The organism is Sphingomonas faeni (genome assembly GCF_040407495.1).
Taxonomy (GTDB): Bacteria; Pseudomonadota; Alphaproteobacteria; order Sphingomonadales; family Sphingomonadaceae; genus Sphingomonas; species Sphingomonas faeni_D.
Genome location: NZ_JAPZPP010000001.1, coordinates 728183 through 744515 on the forward strand (window position 1 = coordinate 728183; position 16333 = coordinate 744515).

Genomic DNA, 16333 nt, shown 5'->3' on the forward strand with positions numbered 1-16333 from the left:
GGAAATTACTTCACCGGGACCGCAGCCGCCTCGGGCACCGGCTTGTCCTTCACCGTCCGGTCGAGGAAATTCAGGATCGTCCCCCAGACATGCTCGCTGATCCCCGGCCCCGACACGCGGTGCGTGTAGCCCGGGTAGAACATCATCTCGAACGGCGTCGCGGTCGCCTGCATACGCGCGGCCACCTTGGTTGAATTGTCGAGGAACACATTGTCGTCCGCCATGCCGTGGATCAGCAGCAACGGATCGACGATGCGGTTCGCCTCCTCTACCGCCGCCGACGTCGCATAGCTCGCCGGGTCCTTCGCCGGATCGCCCAGATAGCGCTCGGTATAATGCGTGTCGTACAGCTGCCAGTCGGTGACCGGCGCGCCGGAAACAGCGGCCGCATACACGCCCGGCGTCTTTTCCAGCATCTTCAGCGACATATAGCCGCCGTACGACCAGCCATAGGTCGCGATCTTGCTCGGCTCGACGAACGGCAGCGACTTCAGGTAGTTCGCACCCGACAGCTGGTCCTCGACCTCGACCGTGCCCATCGCGTGATAGATCTGATCCTCGAACGCCTTGCCGCGGTTATACGAGCCGCGATTGTCGATCTTGAAATAGATCCAGCCGCGATCGACCAGATACTGCGGCAATCCGCCCTGCCATCCGCGCGTGACCTGCTGGCCGGTGCCGGGGCCGCCGTAATGTTCGAAGAACACCGGGTATTTCTTGCCGGGCTCCAGCGGCGGCGTGATCATCTCGTAATAGAGAGTCATGCCGTTCTTGGCCTTCAGCGTCCCGAACTTGGTTTCCCGGTGGCTCGACAGATAGGGGTAGTAAGGATGCCCTTCGACCACCGCATTCTCGTTGATCCACGAGAGCCGCTTGCCCGTCGCGTCCGCCAGGTACACCTGCGTCGGCTGCTTCGGGTTCGAGCGCGAGATGATGAAGCGGCTCGCGGCGGCATCCATCGTCGCGCTGTTCCACCAGCCCGCTTCGGTCAGTTTGGTGATGACGTTCGGCTTGGCGACGTCAACCGAATAGAGCTGCTGCTCGAGCACATCGTCCTTGTTGCCGAGGAAGAACAGACGCCCCTTGGCTTCATCCACCCCAACTAGATCGGTGACGACCCAATCGCCCTTGGTCAGCTGCGTCCACTTGCCCGACGCGAACCGGTAGAGCTGGCCGTAACCGCTCCGCTCCGACCGCCAGATCAGGCTCCCGTCCTTGAGCACGCGATACGCATCGGACAGGTTGAGCCAGCTCTTCACGCCCGACTTCTCGGTGAACAGCACGGTGGACTTGCCCGTCGCCGGATCGACGCGGAGCATCTCCAGCAGCTTCTGGTCGCGGCTCTGGCGCTGGACCAGCAGCATCCGGCCATCCGGCGTCCAGTCGACGCGGGCGAGATAGATGTCGGGGTTGGTGCCGAGATCGACCTTCACCTGCCCCGAGCCATCGGGCTTCATGATATAGAGGTCGACCAGCACGTTCGGCGTGCCGGCAGCCGGATAGCGCTGCTCGTAGACCTTGGTCCCGGTCGCGCCGATCGACGCGCGCGTCGCGGTATGGACCGGCGCCTCGTCGAACCGCTCGACGGCGACATGTTGCTCGTCGGGTGACCACCAATAGCCGGTGCGACGATCCATTTCCTCCTGCGCGACGAACTCCGCCTCGCCGAAATGGACCGTGCCGCCGCCGCCGGTCGTCACCGCGCGCGCGCTGCCGCCGGCGAGCGGTTGGACGAACACGTTCTGGTCGCGGACGAACGAGACGAAGCTGCCTTTGGGACTGACCACCGGGTTCAGTTCGCCGCCGGGGGTATTGGTCAGCCGCTTAACCTTGCCGTCGAGCCCGGCGAGATACAGGTCGCCGTCGAGCGGGACGAGGATCGACTTGCCGTCGGGGGCCCAGTCATACGCGACGATCCCCTTCTGGCCACCGATCCGCGCTCGCTCGCGTTGCATCTTCTCGGCCTCGGTCAGTTCGGCGCCGCTGCCCACGGTCTTCGAATCGACTAGCATCCGCGCTTGGCCCGACGCGGTATCGACCGCCCAGAGATCGAACCGCTCCTTCTCGTCGTCGCGGTTGCGCAAGCTCGTCAGAAGCGTGCCGTCCGGCGACAGTCGCACTGCGCGCGGCTGCGATCCCGACAGGTCCGGATTGCCGAACACGCGCGCCATCGTCAGATCGCCCGGCTTGGCGGCTTCGACTGGCCGAGCCGGCGCGGGTGCCGGCGCGGCAGGCGATGCCGGCGGCGTCACCTGATCAGCGGCCATCGCGGCGGTTCCGACCGAAGCAAGTGCAAGCCCGAGCAACCATGTGCGCATCCTGTAGTCTCCGTGGGATCATCCCGCCGGATACCGCCCGGCAGACCCGAAAATGTTCGGTCGCGCGTTATCGCGGCGGCACGCGACGACGTAAAGGGCGCATCGTTGCGCCGATTTCGTGCGGCTGGTCGGCGGCCGACGACCACAAGATAATGACTGTGTCGTAAACCGCGTCTTTACGCGCGTCGTTTATACGAACCGACGAGACCCTTGCCGTGGACCCTCGTCCATAGCGCAGCACGACCGGAGTATGATGGTTTCGACCACGGTACCGCAGGACACCGAGGCTGGCGAACGCAGCGCATGGCAGGCGCTCGTCCGGCTCGGGGAGGCCGATGCCAGCGCCGCGCACCCGCATTGCCGTCGTCTGCTCACCGGTAGCCTGGCGCCGCGCAACCTGTCGGACGCGGTTCACGCGCTGTGCTCGGTCCATGGCCACCATCCGGGCATGATCGCCGAAGTCCTCGCGCACGCCGTCCAGCCCGAAGCCCGGGATTGGCTGGCATCCGCTACCGAGGGATTCAGTGCCGAGCGTACCTATCTCGCCCAGCTTACTGCGGCGGTCGGCCCGTTGCCCTCGACGCCCGGCCAGGCGGAAACCGAATCCGCGCTCGTCGGCGAACGCCACGCGCTCGAAATGCTTGCGAGGTCCGAACGCCGCGGATGCGCGACCGGCGCCGTTGCGGCGCTGTTGCAAGACTGGGGCACGATCCGCCTGGTACTCGACACTGCCGCAGGCCGGTTTGGCGTAACGATACCCGTGCCAACTTTTCCGTCGGACACCGATACCGCCGCGATCGTCAACCGCCTCGGCACATCGCCCGGCGTCCAGCGCGCGATCCTGTTCGGCGCGCAGCAACTGTTCGCGCAGCATCGCGGCCTGTGGTCGCTGCTCGAAGCCCGATCGAGTGCGCGCGGCGACCTGTAACCGGCTTGCATCAGCGCGCGGAAACCCTCTATCCATACCCGGTATTCAGAACCGGACGGGACATCGCATGAAGCGCTTCGAGGGCACCCAGAGCTACGTAGCGACCGACGATTTGAAGGTCGCGGTCAACGCCGCCGTGACGCTGCGCCGCCCGCTGCTGATCAAGGGCGAACCCGGCACCGGCAAGACCGTGCTCGCCTACGAGATCGCCAAGGCGCTCGGCGCGCCGCTGATCGAGTGGAACATCAAGTCGACCACCAAGGCGCAGCAAGGGCTCTACGAATATGACGCGGTCGCCCGCCTGCGCGATGGCCAGCTCGGCGATGCGCGCGTTCACGACATCGGCAACTATATCCGCAAGGGCAAATTATGGGAGGCGTTCACGCAACCCGCCCCGCCGGTCCTGTTGATCGACGAGATCGACAAGGCGGATATCGAGTTTCCCAACGACCTGTTGCAGGAACTCGATCGGATGGAGTTCCACGTCTACGAGACCAAGGAAACGGTGCGCGCGGTCGAGCGCCCGATCGTGATCATCACCAGCAACAACGAGAAGGAACTGCCCGACGCGTTCCTGCGCCGGTGTTTCTTCCACTACATCAAGTTTCCCGATCGCGGCACGATGCAGGCGATCGTCGACGTTCACTTCCCCGGCATCCAGAAGATTCTCGTGTCGAAGGCGATGGACCTGTTCTACGATGTCCGCGACGTGCCGGGCTTGAAGAAGAAGCCGAGCACCAGCGAACTCCTCGACTGGCTGAAGCTGCTGCTCCACGAGGACATGCCGCTCGACATCCTCCAGAACCGCGACCCGACCAAGGCGATCCCGCCGCTGCACGGCGCGCTGCTCAAGAACGAGCAGGACGTCATGCTGTTCGAACGCCTGGCGTTCATGGCGAAGCGGCAGAAGAACCAGGGGTAAGGACGCCCTTAACCACCTCGCCCCATAGCCTGCGCGCGACGTGACGCGCATTTTTGCTCCTCCCCCGCAAGGGGGAGGTGGCGCCGCAGGTGACCGAGGGGGAGGACACGGAACTGATGGTATCCCTTACCGCCCTCTCCGTCAGGCTACGCCTGCCACCGCCCCCTGGCGGGGGAGGATCGCTCGGTCCCGACGCATCTGCACGTATCGCCGCGACATCACGATGCTGACACCGCAAAAGCCCTCGACCCGATCGCGGCAAGAGACGGCCGCACTCGCGACAATCATCCTGCTCGGCTTCGCGCTGCGCCTGTGGAGCGCCCGCGGCGGCCTATGGGTCGACGAGGCCTGGTCCGCGCAGTTTGTCGCACAGTCCGGCTCGGCCTGGGGAATCTTCTGGCGGATCAACCACGACAACAACCACTATCTCAACAGCCTGTGGATCCTGCTAGTCGGCCCCTACGCGCCGCCGCTGCTGATCCGCGCGTTCTCGATTGTGACTGGTACGCTCGCGATCGCGGTCGCCGGCGCGATCGGCTGGCGGCGCGACGCAGCGACCGGATTGATCGCCGCACTTCTGTTCGCGGTCTCACCGATTCTCGTCGCCTATGGGGCTGAAGCGCGCGGCTATGGTCCGATGCTGCTCGCTATGCTCGGATCGGTGCTGCTGATCGACCGCTGGCTCGACCGCGCCTCCAACCGCAACGACGCTCCGCCCGCCTGGACTCTCGCCGCGCTGACGCTGGCAGGACTGCTCGCGCAACTCACCTACCTGTTCGCACTCGCCGCATTCGCGGGCTGGATCGTCACGGCGCGCGGCCGACGCGGTTCGATCGATTCCGCCGTCGCCACGACCGCGCGCGCGCTCGGTCCTTCGGTTGCCGTGCTCGCTCTTGTCGTCGCCTTCGTCGTTGCAGCCGCCTCGGCCAGCACGACCGGATTTCAGGCGGGTGGCTATCCCGGTTTCACGCGAGCCGCATTCGTGGACGTGCTGGCGGAGACGATCGCCTACACCACCGGGTTCGCGCTACTCGCCTCGAGCGCGACGATCGGCGTGGCGCTGCTCGCGATCGCCGCGCTGCTGGTGCGCGCGCATCCCGATCGCCGCCGGTTCTACCTCTTCGCGACGATCGCCTTCCCCTTGGTCCTCGGTGTCGCGCTCTGGCGGATCGGCAACGCGGGCTTCGCACGCTATTATCTGGTCGCGGTCGTCGGGTTGCTCTTGTTGCTGGCCGACTCCGCGAGTGTCGCGATCCATCGCGGTGGCTGGCGCAAGGGCGTCGCGATCGTCCTGACGGTGCTGCTGGTATGGGCGTGCCTGCATCGCGACTATGCGCTCGCCGCTGCAGCGCGCGGCGATCCGGCGCGGGCAATCGCGACGATGCGCACCCGCTTGCCGCGCGGCGCGACAGTCCTGGTCGATACGATCCGCCCGATCTCGGTGCTCGACGTCGCCGCGCGCAGCAACGGGTATCCGCTCGCGATCCGTCAGAGTTGCCCCGCGGCCGGCTTCGTGTTCATCGATCTGGATCCGCCAACGGCCCCCGCCAGCATGATTGCTCGCTGCAATGATCGGTACCGGCTCTTGCAGACCGGCCGCCATCTTGCGCTTTCCGGTCTAGACTGGGCGCTGTACGCACGCGCCGATCTGCCCGAAAAACGCGCCGAAACCCTGCGTTAACCAGAACGCGAAACCGACCGGTCACCGACCGCAGTCTATCCTCCATGGCATGAAGCGAATCCCCCGAACGCTCCTCAGCCTCGCCCTTGCCTCTACCGCGGCAGCCAGCGCCAATGCCAGTTCGCTGCTCAATTATGTCGGCGAATGCGTGCCGTTCGCGCGCGCCGCGTCGGGCATCCAGATCTACGGCAATGCCTGGACCTGGTGGAGCCAGGCCGACGGCAAGTACGAACGCACGCACAAGCCCAAGGAAGGTGCGGTCATCGTCTTCGCCAAGACCGCGCGCCTGCCGATGGGTCATGTCGCGGTCGTCAGCCGCGTCGTCGAGAAGCGCGTCGTCATGCTCACCCACGCCAACTGGTCGCGCCAGAACGGCGAGCGCGGCCATGCCGAGCAGGACGTCACGCTGTTCGACGTGTCGCGCAACAACGACTGGAGCGACGTCAAGGTCTGGTACAAGGACGTCGATGGCCTCGGCGGCGGGATCTACCCGGTGTACGGCTTCATCTACGGCCACGCGCACGCCGCCGCCGAACTGACGAGCCGCAACCCCGATTATGTCGGTGCGCTGATTGATGCGTATGTGCCGGTCAGCGGCGAACCGATCGCGCGCTGAACACCGTCCCGGTATCGCGACGCCCCTACTTTCCGTCATCCTGACGAAAATCAGTACCCAGGGTTACGAACGCTGCCTTGCGTGGCTCTGGGTCCTGACTTTCGTCAGGCTTGCGCAGGAGAGAGGGATTGCCGCCACCCTTAGAACCATGCCACCACCATTGCGCAAAGACGGTGAGGATGACGATGCGGCTCAAGACCTTGACGACGATCACGCTCGTGCTGCTCACCACGTCCGCGCCCTCGGTCGTCGGCGCGCAGAAGGAAAAGTCTCCGCCCCCCGGTGGCGACATTCCCACCAAGTTCGTCCCCGCCAATGCCAGCTTCGATTTCGACCGCCGCGAGGTCGACATCCCGATGCGCGACGGCGTCACGCTCCACGCGGTCATCGTCCAGCGCAAGGGCGTCACCGACGCGCCGATCCTGCTCCAGCGCACCCCATATAACGCCGAGAGCGCTGCCAGCCGCTCCTCCAGTTCCAGCGGCGCGATGAATCTGCGCGCCGCCGACGCGATGTTCTTCGACGCCGGCTACATCCGCGTGTTCGAGGACGTCCGCGGCAAGAACGGCTCGAACGGCGCGTACATCAACGAACGCCCGTTGATCGGTCCGCTCAACAAGACCAAGGTCGATCACTCCACCGACGCCTACGACACGATCGACTGGCTCGTTAAGAACCTGAAGAACAGCAACGGCCGGGTCGGCATCATCGGCGGCAGCTATGACGGCATGATGGCCGCGATGGCGCTGGTGAACCCGCACCCCGCGCTGAAGGCCGCCGTCCCGATGAACCCGGTGATCAACACCTGGAAGGGCGACGATGACTTCCACGGCGGCGCGTTCCGGCAGATCGGTTACGACTATTACTACACGCAGGACGCCGCGAAGGGCGAAGCGGGCGACCTCTGGCGCGACGCGTACGACGATTACGACACGTTCCTCCGCGCCGGATCCGCCAGCGCGTTCGTGAAGAGCCGAGGGCTCGAACAGTTGCCCTTCGTCAACCGCCTCCACGATCACCCGACCTACGACGCATTCTGGCAGGGCCAGGCGCTCGAGACGATCCTGCCCAAGCAGCCGCAGACGGTGCAAACGCTCTGGGTCGCCAGCCAATGGGATCAGGAGGATATCTACGGCGCGGTCGCGGCGTATGAAGCCGTGTCGAAGGTCGATCCGAACCACGTCAACCACCTCGCGCTTGGCCCCTGGGCGCATGGCGGCGCGAACGGTGACGGCTCGACGCTCGGCGCGATCCGTTTCGATGCCGACACCGCACTCTGGTTCCGCAAGAACGTGCTTCTCCCATTCCTGAACGGCGCGCTGAAGACCGGCGCGACACCGCCCGCGCTCGCTCCCGTCACCGCGTTCCAGACTGGCACCAACCAGTGGCAAACGCTCGCGGGATGGCCGAACTCGAGCGCCACGCAGAAACTCTATTTCCAGCCCGCCAACGGCCTCGGCGCCACCGCCCCCGCACAGGACGGCCACGACGACTATATCTCCGATCCCGCCAAGCCGATCCCCTACCGCCTCCGCCCGATCCGCCCGACCTACGCGACCGGCTCGACGTGGCGGCAATGGCTCGTCGACGACCAGCGCCCGTTCTCCGATCGCACCGACGTCCTAACCTACCAGACGCCGCCACTCACCAGTCCGGTCGCGATCGCCGGCGCGCCCGTTGCGGACCTGATCGCCAGCACCACCGGCACCGACGGCGATTTCGTGGTGAAGCTGATCGACGTCTACCCGGCGGAATATTCGGACAAGCCCGAGATGGGCGGCTATCAGCTCGCCGTCTCGATGGACATTCTCCGCGGCCGCTACCGAGATAGCTTCGAGAAGCCGACCCCCATCGTCGCCGGCCAGCCCACGCATTTCCGCGTCGTGCTACCCAACGCCAGTCACGTCTTCCTCCCCGGCCACCGCATCATGGTCCAGGTCCAGTCGAGCTGGTTCCCGCTCTACGACCGCAACCCGCAGACCTACGTCGCCAACATCTTCGACGCGAAGCCCGCCGACTACCGGAAGGCGACGATCAGCGTCTTCCACTCGGCCTCGCAGCCCAGCGCCATCGAACTGCCGATCGCGGCTACAAAGTGAGGACGTGAGCCCATGTTCCTGAACTTCCTCGACGAACTCCGCAGCGCCGGTATCCCCGCCAGCCTGAAGGAGCACCTCATCCTGCTCGAGGCGCTCGACGCCGAGGTGATCGAGCGGACGCCCGAGGATTTCTACTACCTCTCCCGCGCGGTGTACGTGAAGGACGAGGGGCTGCTCGACAAGTTTGATCAGGTCTTCGCCAAGGTCTTCCGCGGCCTCGCCACCAGCTACGGCACGCCCGCTGGCGAAGTGCCCGAGGACTGGCTGAAGGCGGTCGCCGAGAAATTCCTGACCCCCGAGGAGATGGCGGCGATCAAATCGCTCGGCTCGTGGGACGAGATCATGGAGACGCTCAAGAAGCGCCTCGAAGAGCAGAAGGAACGCCACCAGGGCGGCAACAAATGGGTCGGCACCGGCGGCACGAGCCCGTATGGCAACGGCGGCTACAACCCCGAAGGCGTCCGCATCGGCGGCGAGAGCACGCACAAGCGCGCGCTGAAAGTCTGGGACCAACGCGAGTTCCGCAACCTCGACAACACCAAGGAACTCGGCACCCGCAACATCAAGGTCGCACTGCGCCGCCTGCGCCGCTTCGCGCGCGACGGTGCCGCTGACGAACTCGACATCGACGGCACGATCGCCGGTACCGCGCGGCAGGGCTATCTCGACATCGTCATGCGCGCCGAACGCCGCAATGCGGTCAAACTGCTGCTGTTCCTCGACGTCGGCGGCTCGATGGACCCGTTCGTCAAGCTCTGCGAGGAGCTGTTCTCGGCGGCGACGACCGAGTTCAAGAACCTCGAATTCTTCTACTTCCACAATTGCCCGTACGAAGGCGTGTGGAAGGACAACACGCGGCGCTTCGCGGAGCGTACGCCGATGTGGGACCTGCTCCACAAATACGGTCACGACTACAAGCTGATCTTCGTCGGCGACGCGTCGATGAGCCCGTACGAAATCACCCACCCCGGCGGCTCGGTCGAGCATTTCAACGAGGAGCCCGGCGCGGTGTGGATGCAGCGGCTGACCAACACCTATCCGGCGGCGGCGTGGCTGAACCCGGTGCCCGAGGCGCAATGGGGCTATTCGCAGTCGGTGCGGATCATCCGCGAGCTGATGACCGACCGGATGTACCCGCTGAGCCTCGCCGGGCTCGACGACGCGATGCGCGAGTTGACCCGAAAACGGTGAGGTCGGCGCGGTAAGCAGCGAACCGTAACGGAACCGTCACGGTGGCGATCGGTTTATCGGACATCATCCCTTACCGAAGGACAAGCCCTATGTCGTCGATCCCCAACTCCGCCATGCCGCACGCCAAGGTCCATCACGACGACGACCACAAGCCGAAGCCCGACGCGAAGAAGACCGCGGCGACCAGCGACTGGGTTGAGGACGCGACCGATGCGGCAAAGGCTGGCCTCGCAACGGCTACGGATGCGGTGAAGTCGCATCCGAAAACCGCGATCGCGGTCGGCGCGACGGTAATCGCCGGGATCGCAGCGGCGATCGCGGCGCCTGCGTTGCGCGCGAAGGATGCGGCGGAGAAGAAGGCACCGCCGAAGAAGCTCGAGCCGAAGAAGCCAGCAAAGGCGAAGAAGCCCCACTGATACAAGCCCGCCCGGTCACCCCACTGAGCACCACCCCGGCGAAGGCCGGAGCCCATTTGGGAGACGCGGCTAACTGAGCGCGCGCTTCGTTACCGCAACCTTTCCAATTTGGCCCCGGCCTCCGCCGGGGTGGAAACTTGGGACGGACCAGCGCGCAGGCGATCAATAAACCGAGCAATGCCTCTCCTTGTTCTCCCGCGAAGGCGGGAGCCCAGTCTGGGCTCCCGCCTTCGCGGGAGAACAAACTTACTGGTCACGCGGGACAAGCGTGAGCGCACCCCTCAAACCCGATTCACAACCCCACCAACCATCGCCACCGGAACCCCAGTCGTCCCCGGAAAACTGATCGCCAGCCCCTTCAGCGTCCGCACCGCCATATACGCAAACCCCTCGGCCTCCAGCGCATCGCCGTTCCACCCGAGCACATCGGTAGGCTCCACAACCAGCCCGGTCCGCGCGGCGATCATCGCCAGCATCGTCGGATTATGCCGACCACCCCCCGCAACCAGCAACCGAACCGGCCGAGCCGGCAAATGCCGCAAAGCCTCAGCCACGGTAGCGGCCGTAAACGCCGTCAAAGTCGCCGCCCCATCAGCAGCGGACAACCCCCGCGCCGGCTGGATCGTGAAATCATTCCGGTCCAACGACTTCGGCGGAGGCGCATCGAAAAACGGATGATCGAGCATCGCCGTCAGCACCGTCTCGTCCACCCGTCCAGAGGCCGCCAACGCCCCCCCGGCATCATACCGCGCACCCGTCTCCGCCTCGACCCAGCTATCGATCAACCCGTTCGCCGGCCCGGTATCGAACGCCACCAGCCCATCGCGGTCCGTCATCTGCGCCCGCTCCGGCGACATCTCGCGCGAATCATGCATGTCGCGCCCGCCAGGAATAAAGGTGATGTTCCCCACCCCGCCAAGGTTCAGCACCGCGACCGGTCCCTCGAGCCCCGCCGCCAACGCCGCATGATACACCGGCAACAACGGCGCCCCCTGCCCGCCCGCCGCCACATCCGCCGAGCGGAAATCCGACACCGTCGTGATCCCGGTAGCGCGCGCGACCGCCGCCCCGTCGCCGATCTGCCACGTCCAGCGCCGATCCGGCCGATGCGCGATCGTCTGGCCGTGAAAGCCGATCACATCGACCTCCGCCGCCGCAACCCCCGCATCCGCCAGCAGCTTGTGCACCGCAAACACGTGCGCGCGCGTGATCAGCTCCCCCGCCGCGACCACCGGCGGACTGGCGCGCGGCTTGTCGAACGTCAGCGCCATCCGCGTCGCCTCCGCCAGCTGCGCCCGAGCGGCATCCGAATAGGGCTCGCCGCGAAACGCGATCGGCCGCACGAACGCTTCGCCGTCGGTCTCGATCAATGCGGCGTCGATCCCGTCGAGCGACGTCCCCGACATCAGTCCAATCGCCAGCATATCGGTTCCTTCCCGCGCAATCCGCCCACCCATGCAGGATGCATTTTCCCCCGCCTAGAAAAAACCGAACTTTGCGCCTATGTGCGCGGGCTTCATGGCAACAACACTCCCCTCCCCGCCGAAGATCGGCATGGTCTCGCTCGGCTGTCCGAAAAACCTCGTCGATAGCGAGCGGATCCTCACGCAGCTCCGCGGCGACGGCTACCAGATGTCTCCGGACTATGCCGGCGCCGACATCGTCCTCGTCAACACCTGCGGCTTCCTCGATTCCGCCAAGGAGGAGAGCCTCGAGGCGATCGGCGAGGCCATCGCCGAGAACGGCCGCGTCATCGTCACCGGCTGCATGGGCAAGGAAGCCGACGCGATCCGCGCACGCTTCCCGCAGGTCCTCGCGATCACCGGTGCGCACGAATACGAGCAGGTCGTTGGCGCGGTCCACGAGGCCGCGCCGATGCCGCCGTCGGCGTTCCTCAACCTGATCCCCGACGCCGGCCTGAAGCTGACCCCGCGCCACTACAGCTATCTGAAGATCTCGGAAGGCTGCAACCACCGCTGCTCGTTCTGCATCATCCCGTCGTTGCGCGGCGACCTCGTCAGCCGCCGCCCCGACGCGATCCTGCGCGAGGCGGAAAAACTCGTCGAAGCCGGCACCAAGGAACTGCTGGTCATCAGCCAGGACACCTCGGCGTACGGCGTCGACCTGCGCCACGCCAGCTGGCCGGTGAAAACCGGTGGCCCGATGTCCCGCAACGAAGCCCGAGACGTCCGCGCACACATGACCGACCTCTCGCGCGAACTCGGCAAGATCGCGCCCTGGGTCCGACTCCACTACGTCTACCCATACCCCCACGTCGACCACGTCATCCCGCTGATGGCGGAGGGCCTCGTGCTGCCGTATCTCGACATCCCATTCCAGCACGCCGCGCCGTCGGTGCTGCGCCGCATGAAGCGTCCCGGCAACGACGCGAAAGTGCTCCAGCGCATCCACAACTGGCGGACGATCGCGCCCGACATCACGATCCGCTCGACCTTCGTCGTCGGCTTCCCCGGCGAGACCGAGGAGGATTTCCAGTATCTGCTCGACTGGCTCGACGAGGCGCAGCTCGACCGCGTCGGCGCATTCCGCTTCGAGCCGGTCGAAGGGGCGGCGGCGAACCTGCTCCCCGACCACGTGCCAGAAGAGCTCAAGGAAGAGCGCTACGCCCGCATCATGGAAAAGACCGCGGCAATCTCCGCGGCGAAGTTGCAGGCCAAGATCGGCCGCACTCTCGACGTGATCATCGATGCGGTCGACGAGGAAGGCGCAACCGGCCGTTCACAGGCGGATGCACCCGAGATCGACGGCGAAGTCTTCCTCCGCGATGCCGGCCACCTGACGGTAGGCGACATCGTCCCGGTCACGATCGAAGACGCCGACGATCACGACCTCTACGGCGTGCCCGTCTAATTAGCTGGTCCCCCGCGAAAGCGGGGGTCCAGGAATCTCGAACGATACCGTTGGTGATCCTAGACTCCCGCGTCCGCGGGAGAACGGCTAAGTTCGCGAGTCCGTCAGACGACGTTGCGGCCGGTGAACAGCTTCACCAGAACGACGATGACCGCGATCACGAGCAGAATGTGGATCAGTCCGCCTGCGACATGGAAGGCGAAGCCCGCCAGCCAGAGGATTAGCAGGATGACGGCGATGGTATACAGCATGGTTGTGTCCCCTAAGACGTGAAAAGGCTCCCGGTCGGACGATGAAACGTGCGTGTAACACGGCGTGTTCCGTCAACATTTCTGCCCTAGGCTAACCCCCTCAACCGGCGCGGAATTAAAATTGCGAGCGTTGCGCACGCCGGCCGGTTCTGCTTCGTTGCGCGTCATGATCCTCCGCCTCCTCGCCGTCGCCGCGCTGCTCCCGGCCCCCGCCATCGCGCAGTCGCTCACCCCCGCCGAGACCGCGCAGATCGACACGCTGGTCACCGGTGCGCTCGGCGATACCGGCGTGCCGTCCGCCTCGATCGCGGTGGTTCGCGGCGGGCGGATAGTGTTCGCCAAGGCGTACGGCAAACCGTCCGAGGCGATCGCCGTGGCCGACCCGAAACTCCCCTACCAGATCGCGTCCATCTCGAAGCAATTTACGGCCGCCGCGATCCTGCTGCTCGAGGACGAGGGCAAGCTCAGCCTCGACGACACCGTCGCGAAATACATCCCCGGCATCACCGGCGGCGACCGCATCACCATCCGTCAGCTGCTCAGCCATACCTCGGGCCTTCAGGATTACTGGCCGCAGGACTACAGCTTCGCGGCGATGGCCAAGCCCGTCACGCCGCAGCAGATCCTCGATCGCTGGGCCAAGAAGCCGCTCGATTTCCAGCCCGGCACGCAGTGGCAATATTCCAACACCGGCTATGTCGTCGCCGGTATGATCGTGGAGAAGGTCGCACACCAGCCGCTGTTGAGCTTCCTCCAGCAGCGCATCTTCAAACCACTCGACATTCGCGCGCTCGACCAGGACAAGGCGATCGGCAAGGCCTATCCGCAAGGCTATGGCCGATTCGCGCTAGGCCCCGTCCGCCCCGAGACGCCCAGCGCAGACGGCTGGCTCTACGCCGCCGGCGAACTGTCGATGAGCGCCGAAGACCTCGCCAAATGGGACGTCGCGCGGCTGAACCGCACCACGCTCCCCGCCGACGACTGGGCCGCACAGGAAACCCCGGTCAAGCTCGCCGACGGATCGAGCAACGGTTACGGCCTCGGCGTCTTCACCGGCAGCGCGAACGGTCGCCGCTACGTCGAGCATAGCGGCGAAGCGGTCGGCTTCCTGTCCGAGAACACCGTCTATCCCGACGACAAGGCGGCCATTGTCGTCCTCACCAACAGCTGGTTCAGCGACGCAACGGGTCGCATCGCCGCGGGCGTCGCCAAAATCGTTCTGCCGCCCGCACCTGCCAATGCCGAAGACACCGCCGCACTCGCCCGAGCCCGCGCGGTCTACGATCAGCTCCGCACCGGCACGCTCGACCGCAAGGGGCTCACGGAAGACGCCAACTATTACTTCAAGCCGGTCGCGCTCGCCGACTACAAGACGAGTCTAAGCGCACTCGGCGAGCCCACCGCATTCGCACAAACCGGCAAGACCCGCTTGCGCGGCGGCTTCGTCAACCGCACCTACCGCATCACCTATCCCGACCGCACGCTGTCGCTCAGCACCTATGCCGAGCCCGGCGCGAACGGTCGATACGAACAACTCCTGGTGGCGCCGGCACAATGACCGACCTCGCTTCGATGCTCCAACCCGACCGCGGCCAGCCCGCACGGACGATCCACGTCGTACACCCCGATACGTATGAAGGCTGGCTCACCAAGCAGTCGCAGCGCATCCGCACGACGATCGCCGCGCACCGCCTGACCGGCAAGCCCGGCGACCGCGCGGTGCTGCCAAGCGATACCGCGGACGACTGGTCGATGCTGCTGGTCTGCAACGAAGCGGTAACGTCCCCTTGGCGGATCGCCTCGCTCGGCGCGTCGCTACCCGAGGGCACCTACCGTCTCGCGGAAGGTCCGGTCGGCGCGGCCGGGCTCGGCTGGATGCTCGCCCAGCACCAGTTCACGCGGTACGTGAAGCCCGACGCGATCGGTCCCCGCGTCCTCCTGACCGCCGACGCCGCGCATATCGACGAGACGGTTCGCCTCGCCGAAGCCACCGCGCTCGTCCGCGATCTCGTCAACACCGGCGCCTCCGACATGGGCCCCGCCGACCTGGAGGCCGCTGCCGAGACGCTCGCCAAACGCCACGGCGCGACCGTCACGACCACGCGCGGCGATGCGCTCGCGACCGGCTACCCGATGATCCACGCGGTCGGCCAAGCCGCGAGCAAGGACCGCGCACCGCGCCTGATCGAACTCGAATGGGGCGACCCGTCGCATCCCCGGATCGCTCTGGTCGGCAAGGGCGTCACCTTCGATACCGGCGGGCTCGACATCAAGCCGTCCGCGGGCATGCGACTGATGAAGAAGGACATGGGCGGCGCGGCGCATGCGCTGGCGCTGGCGGGCTTGGTGATGGCGGCCAAACTCCCGGTCCGTCTCCACCTCCTGATCCCTGCGGTCGAGAACTCGATCGCCGGCAACGCCTTCCGTCCAGGCGACGTGCTCGCCACGCGCAAGGGGTTGACGGTCGAGAACACCAACACCGACGCCGAAGGGCGTCTCGTGCTCGGCGACGCGCTGACCAAGGCGGGAGAGAGCAATCCCGAACTGATCCTCGACTTCGCCACGTTGACGGGAGCGGCGCGCGTCGCGCTCGGTCCGGACCTGCCGCCGATGTTCACCGACGATGAGTCGCTCGCGGCGGACCTGCTCGCGTCGGGCTTGGAACAGAACGACCAGATGTGGCGGCTGCCGCTGTGGAACGGCTATGACGAGATGCTCAAGTCGGACATCGCCGACATGGTCAACGCGCCCGATGGCGGGTTCGCCGGCGCGATCACGGCCGCGCTGTTCCTACGCCGGTTCGTGCCGAAGTCCGCGGCGTGGGCGCATCTCGACGTGTTCGCATGGCGCCCGTCCGCCAAGCCGGGGCGACCGAAGGGCGGCGAAGCCTATGCCCTGCGCGCCGCCTTCGCGATGTTGGCGAAGCGGTACTCGCGCTAAATAAAGGGAACGCCAAACACCCCGTCATCCCCGCGCAGGCGGGGATCCATAATCTCAGGTGTCAGTGATCACGCCGATACGATAGCCAGTATGGGTTCCC

13 protein-coding genes are annotated in these 16333 nt (G+C 65.9%); 10 read left to right on the top strand and 3 right to left on the bottom strand.

Annotation, left to right across the window (positions count from 1 at the left end; all coding sequences use genetic code 11):
- Positions 1 to 5 precede the first annotated feature (5 nt).
- Positions 6 to 2318, bottom strand: coding sequence for a S9 family peptidase (locus O6W96_RS03390; RefSeq protein ID WP_353468246.1), 2313 nt, complete (start codon positions 2316 to 2318; stop codon positions 6 to 8).
- A gap of 253 nt (positions 2319 to 2571) precedes the next feature.
- Between O6W96_RS03390 and O6W96_RS03395 the strand changes: the two genes are divergently transcribed.
- From O6W96_RS03395 to O6W96_RS03425, 7 genes are all read left to right on the top strand, one after another.
- Positions 2572 to 3246, top strand: a complete 675-nt coding sequence (locus O6W96_RS03395; protein WP_353468247.1) for a DUF6975 family protein — start codon at positions 2572 to 2574, stop codon at positions 3244 to 3246.
- 67 nt (positions 3247 to 3313) lie between these two features.
- Positions 3314 to 4168, top strand: coding sequence for an AAA family ATPase (locus O6W96_RS03400; RefSeq protein WP_121885167.1), 855 nt, complete (start codon positions 3314 to 3316; stop codon positions 4166 to 4168).
- A 223-nt stretch (positions 4169 to 4391) separates the two neighbouring features.
- Positions 4392 to 5849: a hypothetical protein gene (locus O6W96_RS03405; RefSeq protein ID WP_353468248.1), complete on the top strand. Its 1458-nt coding sequence runs from the start codon at positions 4392 to 4394 to the stop codon at positions 5847 to 5849.
- 49 nt (positions 5850 to 5898) lie between these two features.
- The gene (locus tag O6W96_RS03410) at positions 5899 to 6465 is read left to right on the top strand and encodes a CHAP domain-containing protein (RefSeq protein WP_353468249.1); all 567 of its coding nucleotides are present in this window, start codon (positions 5899 to 5901) and stop codon (positions 6463 to 6465) included.
- A gap of 185 nt (positions 6466 to 6650) precedes the next feature.
- On the top strand, positions 6651 to 8564 hold the full coding sequence (locus tag O6W96_RS03415; protein WP_353468250.1) for a CocE/NonD family hydrolase: 1914 nt from the start codon (positions 6651 to 6653) through the stop codon (positions 8562 to 8564).
- 12 nt (positions 8565 to 8576) lie between these two features.
- Complete coding sequence (locus O6W96_RS03420) at positions 8577 to 9755, top strand: vWA domain-containing protein (protein ID WP_060525609.1); 1179 nt, start codon at positions 8577 to 8579, stop codon at positions 9753 to 9755.
- Between the two features lie 89 nt (positions 9756 to 9844).
- Complete coding sequence (locus O6W96_RS03425; RefSeq protein ID WP_353468251.1) at positions 9845 to 10171, top strand: hypothetical protein; 327 nt, start codon at positions 9845 to 9847, stop codon at positions 10169 to 10171.
- A gap of 281 nt (positions 10172 to 10452) precedes the next feature.
- Here O6W96_RS03425 and O6W96_RS03430 read toward each other — a convergent pair whose 3' ends face one another.
- Positions 10453 to 11595 (bottom strand): anhydro-N-acetylmuramic acid kinase, encoded by a 1143-nt coding sequence (locus O6W96_RS03430; RefSeq protein ID WP_353468252.1) that lies wholly within the window; start codon positions 11593 to 11595, stop codon positions 10453 to 10455.
- 94 nt (positions 11596 to 11689) lie between these two features.
- Between O6W96_RS03430 and rimO the strand changes: the two genes are divergently transcribed.
- The gene (rimO, locus tag O6W96_RS03435) at positions 11690 to 13042 is read left to right on the top strand and encodes a 30S ribosomal protein S12 methylthiotransferase RimO (protein ID WP_132739871.1); all 1353 of its coding nucleotides are present in this window, start codon (positions 11690 to 11692) and stop codon (positions 13040 to 13042) included.
- Positions 13043 to 13146: 104 nt separating this feature from the next.
- On the opposite strand, the gene O6W96_RS03440 is transcribed toward rimO, so the two are convergent.
- Complete coding sequence (locus O6W96_RS03440; RefSeq protein WP_107954842.1) at positions 13147 to 13293, bottom strand: lmo0937 family membrane protein; 147 nt, start codon at positions 13291 to 13293, stop codon at positions 13147 to 13149.
- Between the two features lie 166 nt (positions 13294 to 13459).
- Here O6W96_RS03440 and O6W96_RS03445 point away from each other — a divergent pair, with 166 nt between their 5' ends.
- Together O6W96_RS03445 and O6W96_RS03450 are read left to right on the top strand one after the other, a co-directional pair.
- The gene (locus O6W96_RS03445; RefSeq protein WP_353468253.1) at positions 13460 to 14851 is read left to right on the top strand and encodes a serine hydrolase domain-containing protein; all 1392 of its coding nucleotides are present in this window, start codon (positions 13460 to 13462) and stop codon (positions 14849 to 14851) included.
- On the top strand, positions 14848 to 16233 hold the full coding sequence (locus O6W96_RS03450) for a leucyl aminopeptidase family protein (RefSeq protein WP_353468254.1): 1386 nt from the start codon (positions 14848 to 14850) through the stop codon (positions 16231 to 16233). Before O6W96_RS03445 ends, O6W96_RS03450 begins: the two co-directional genes overlap by 4 nt.
- Positions 16234 to 16333: the final 100 nt, after the last annotated feature.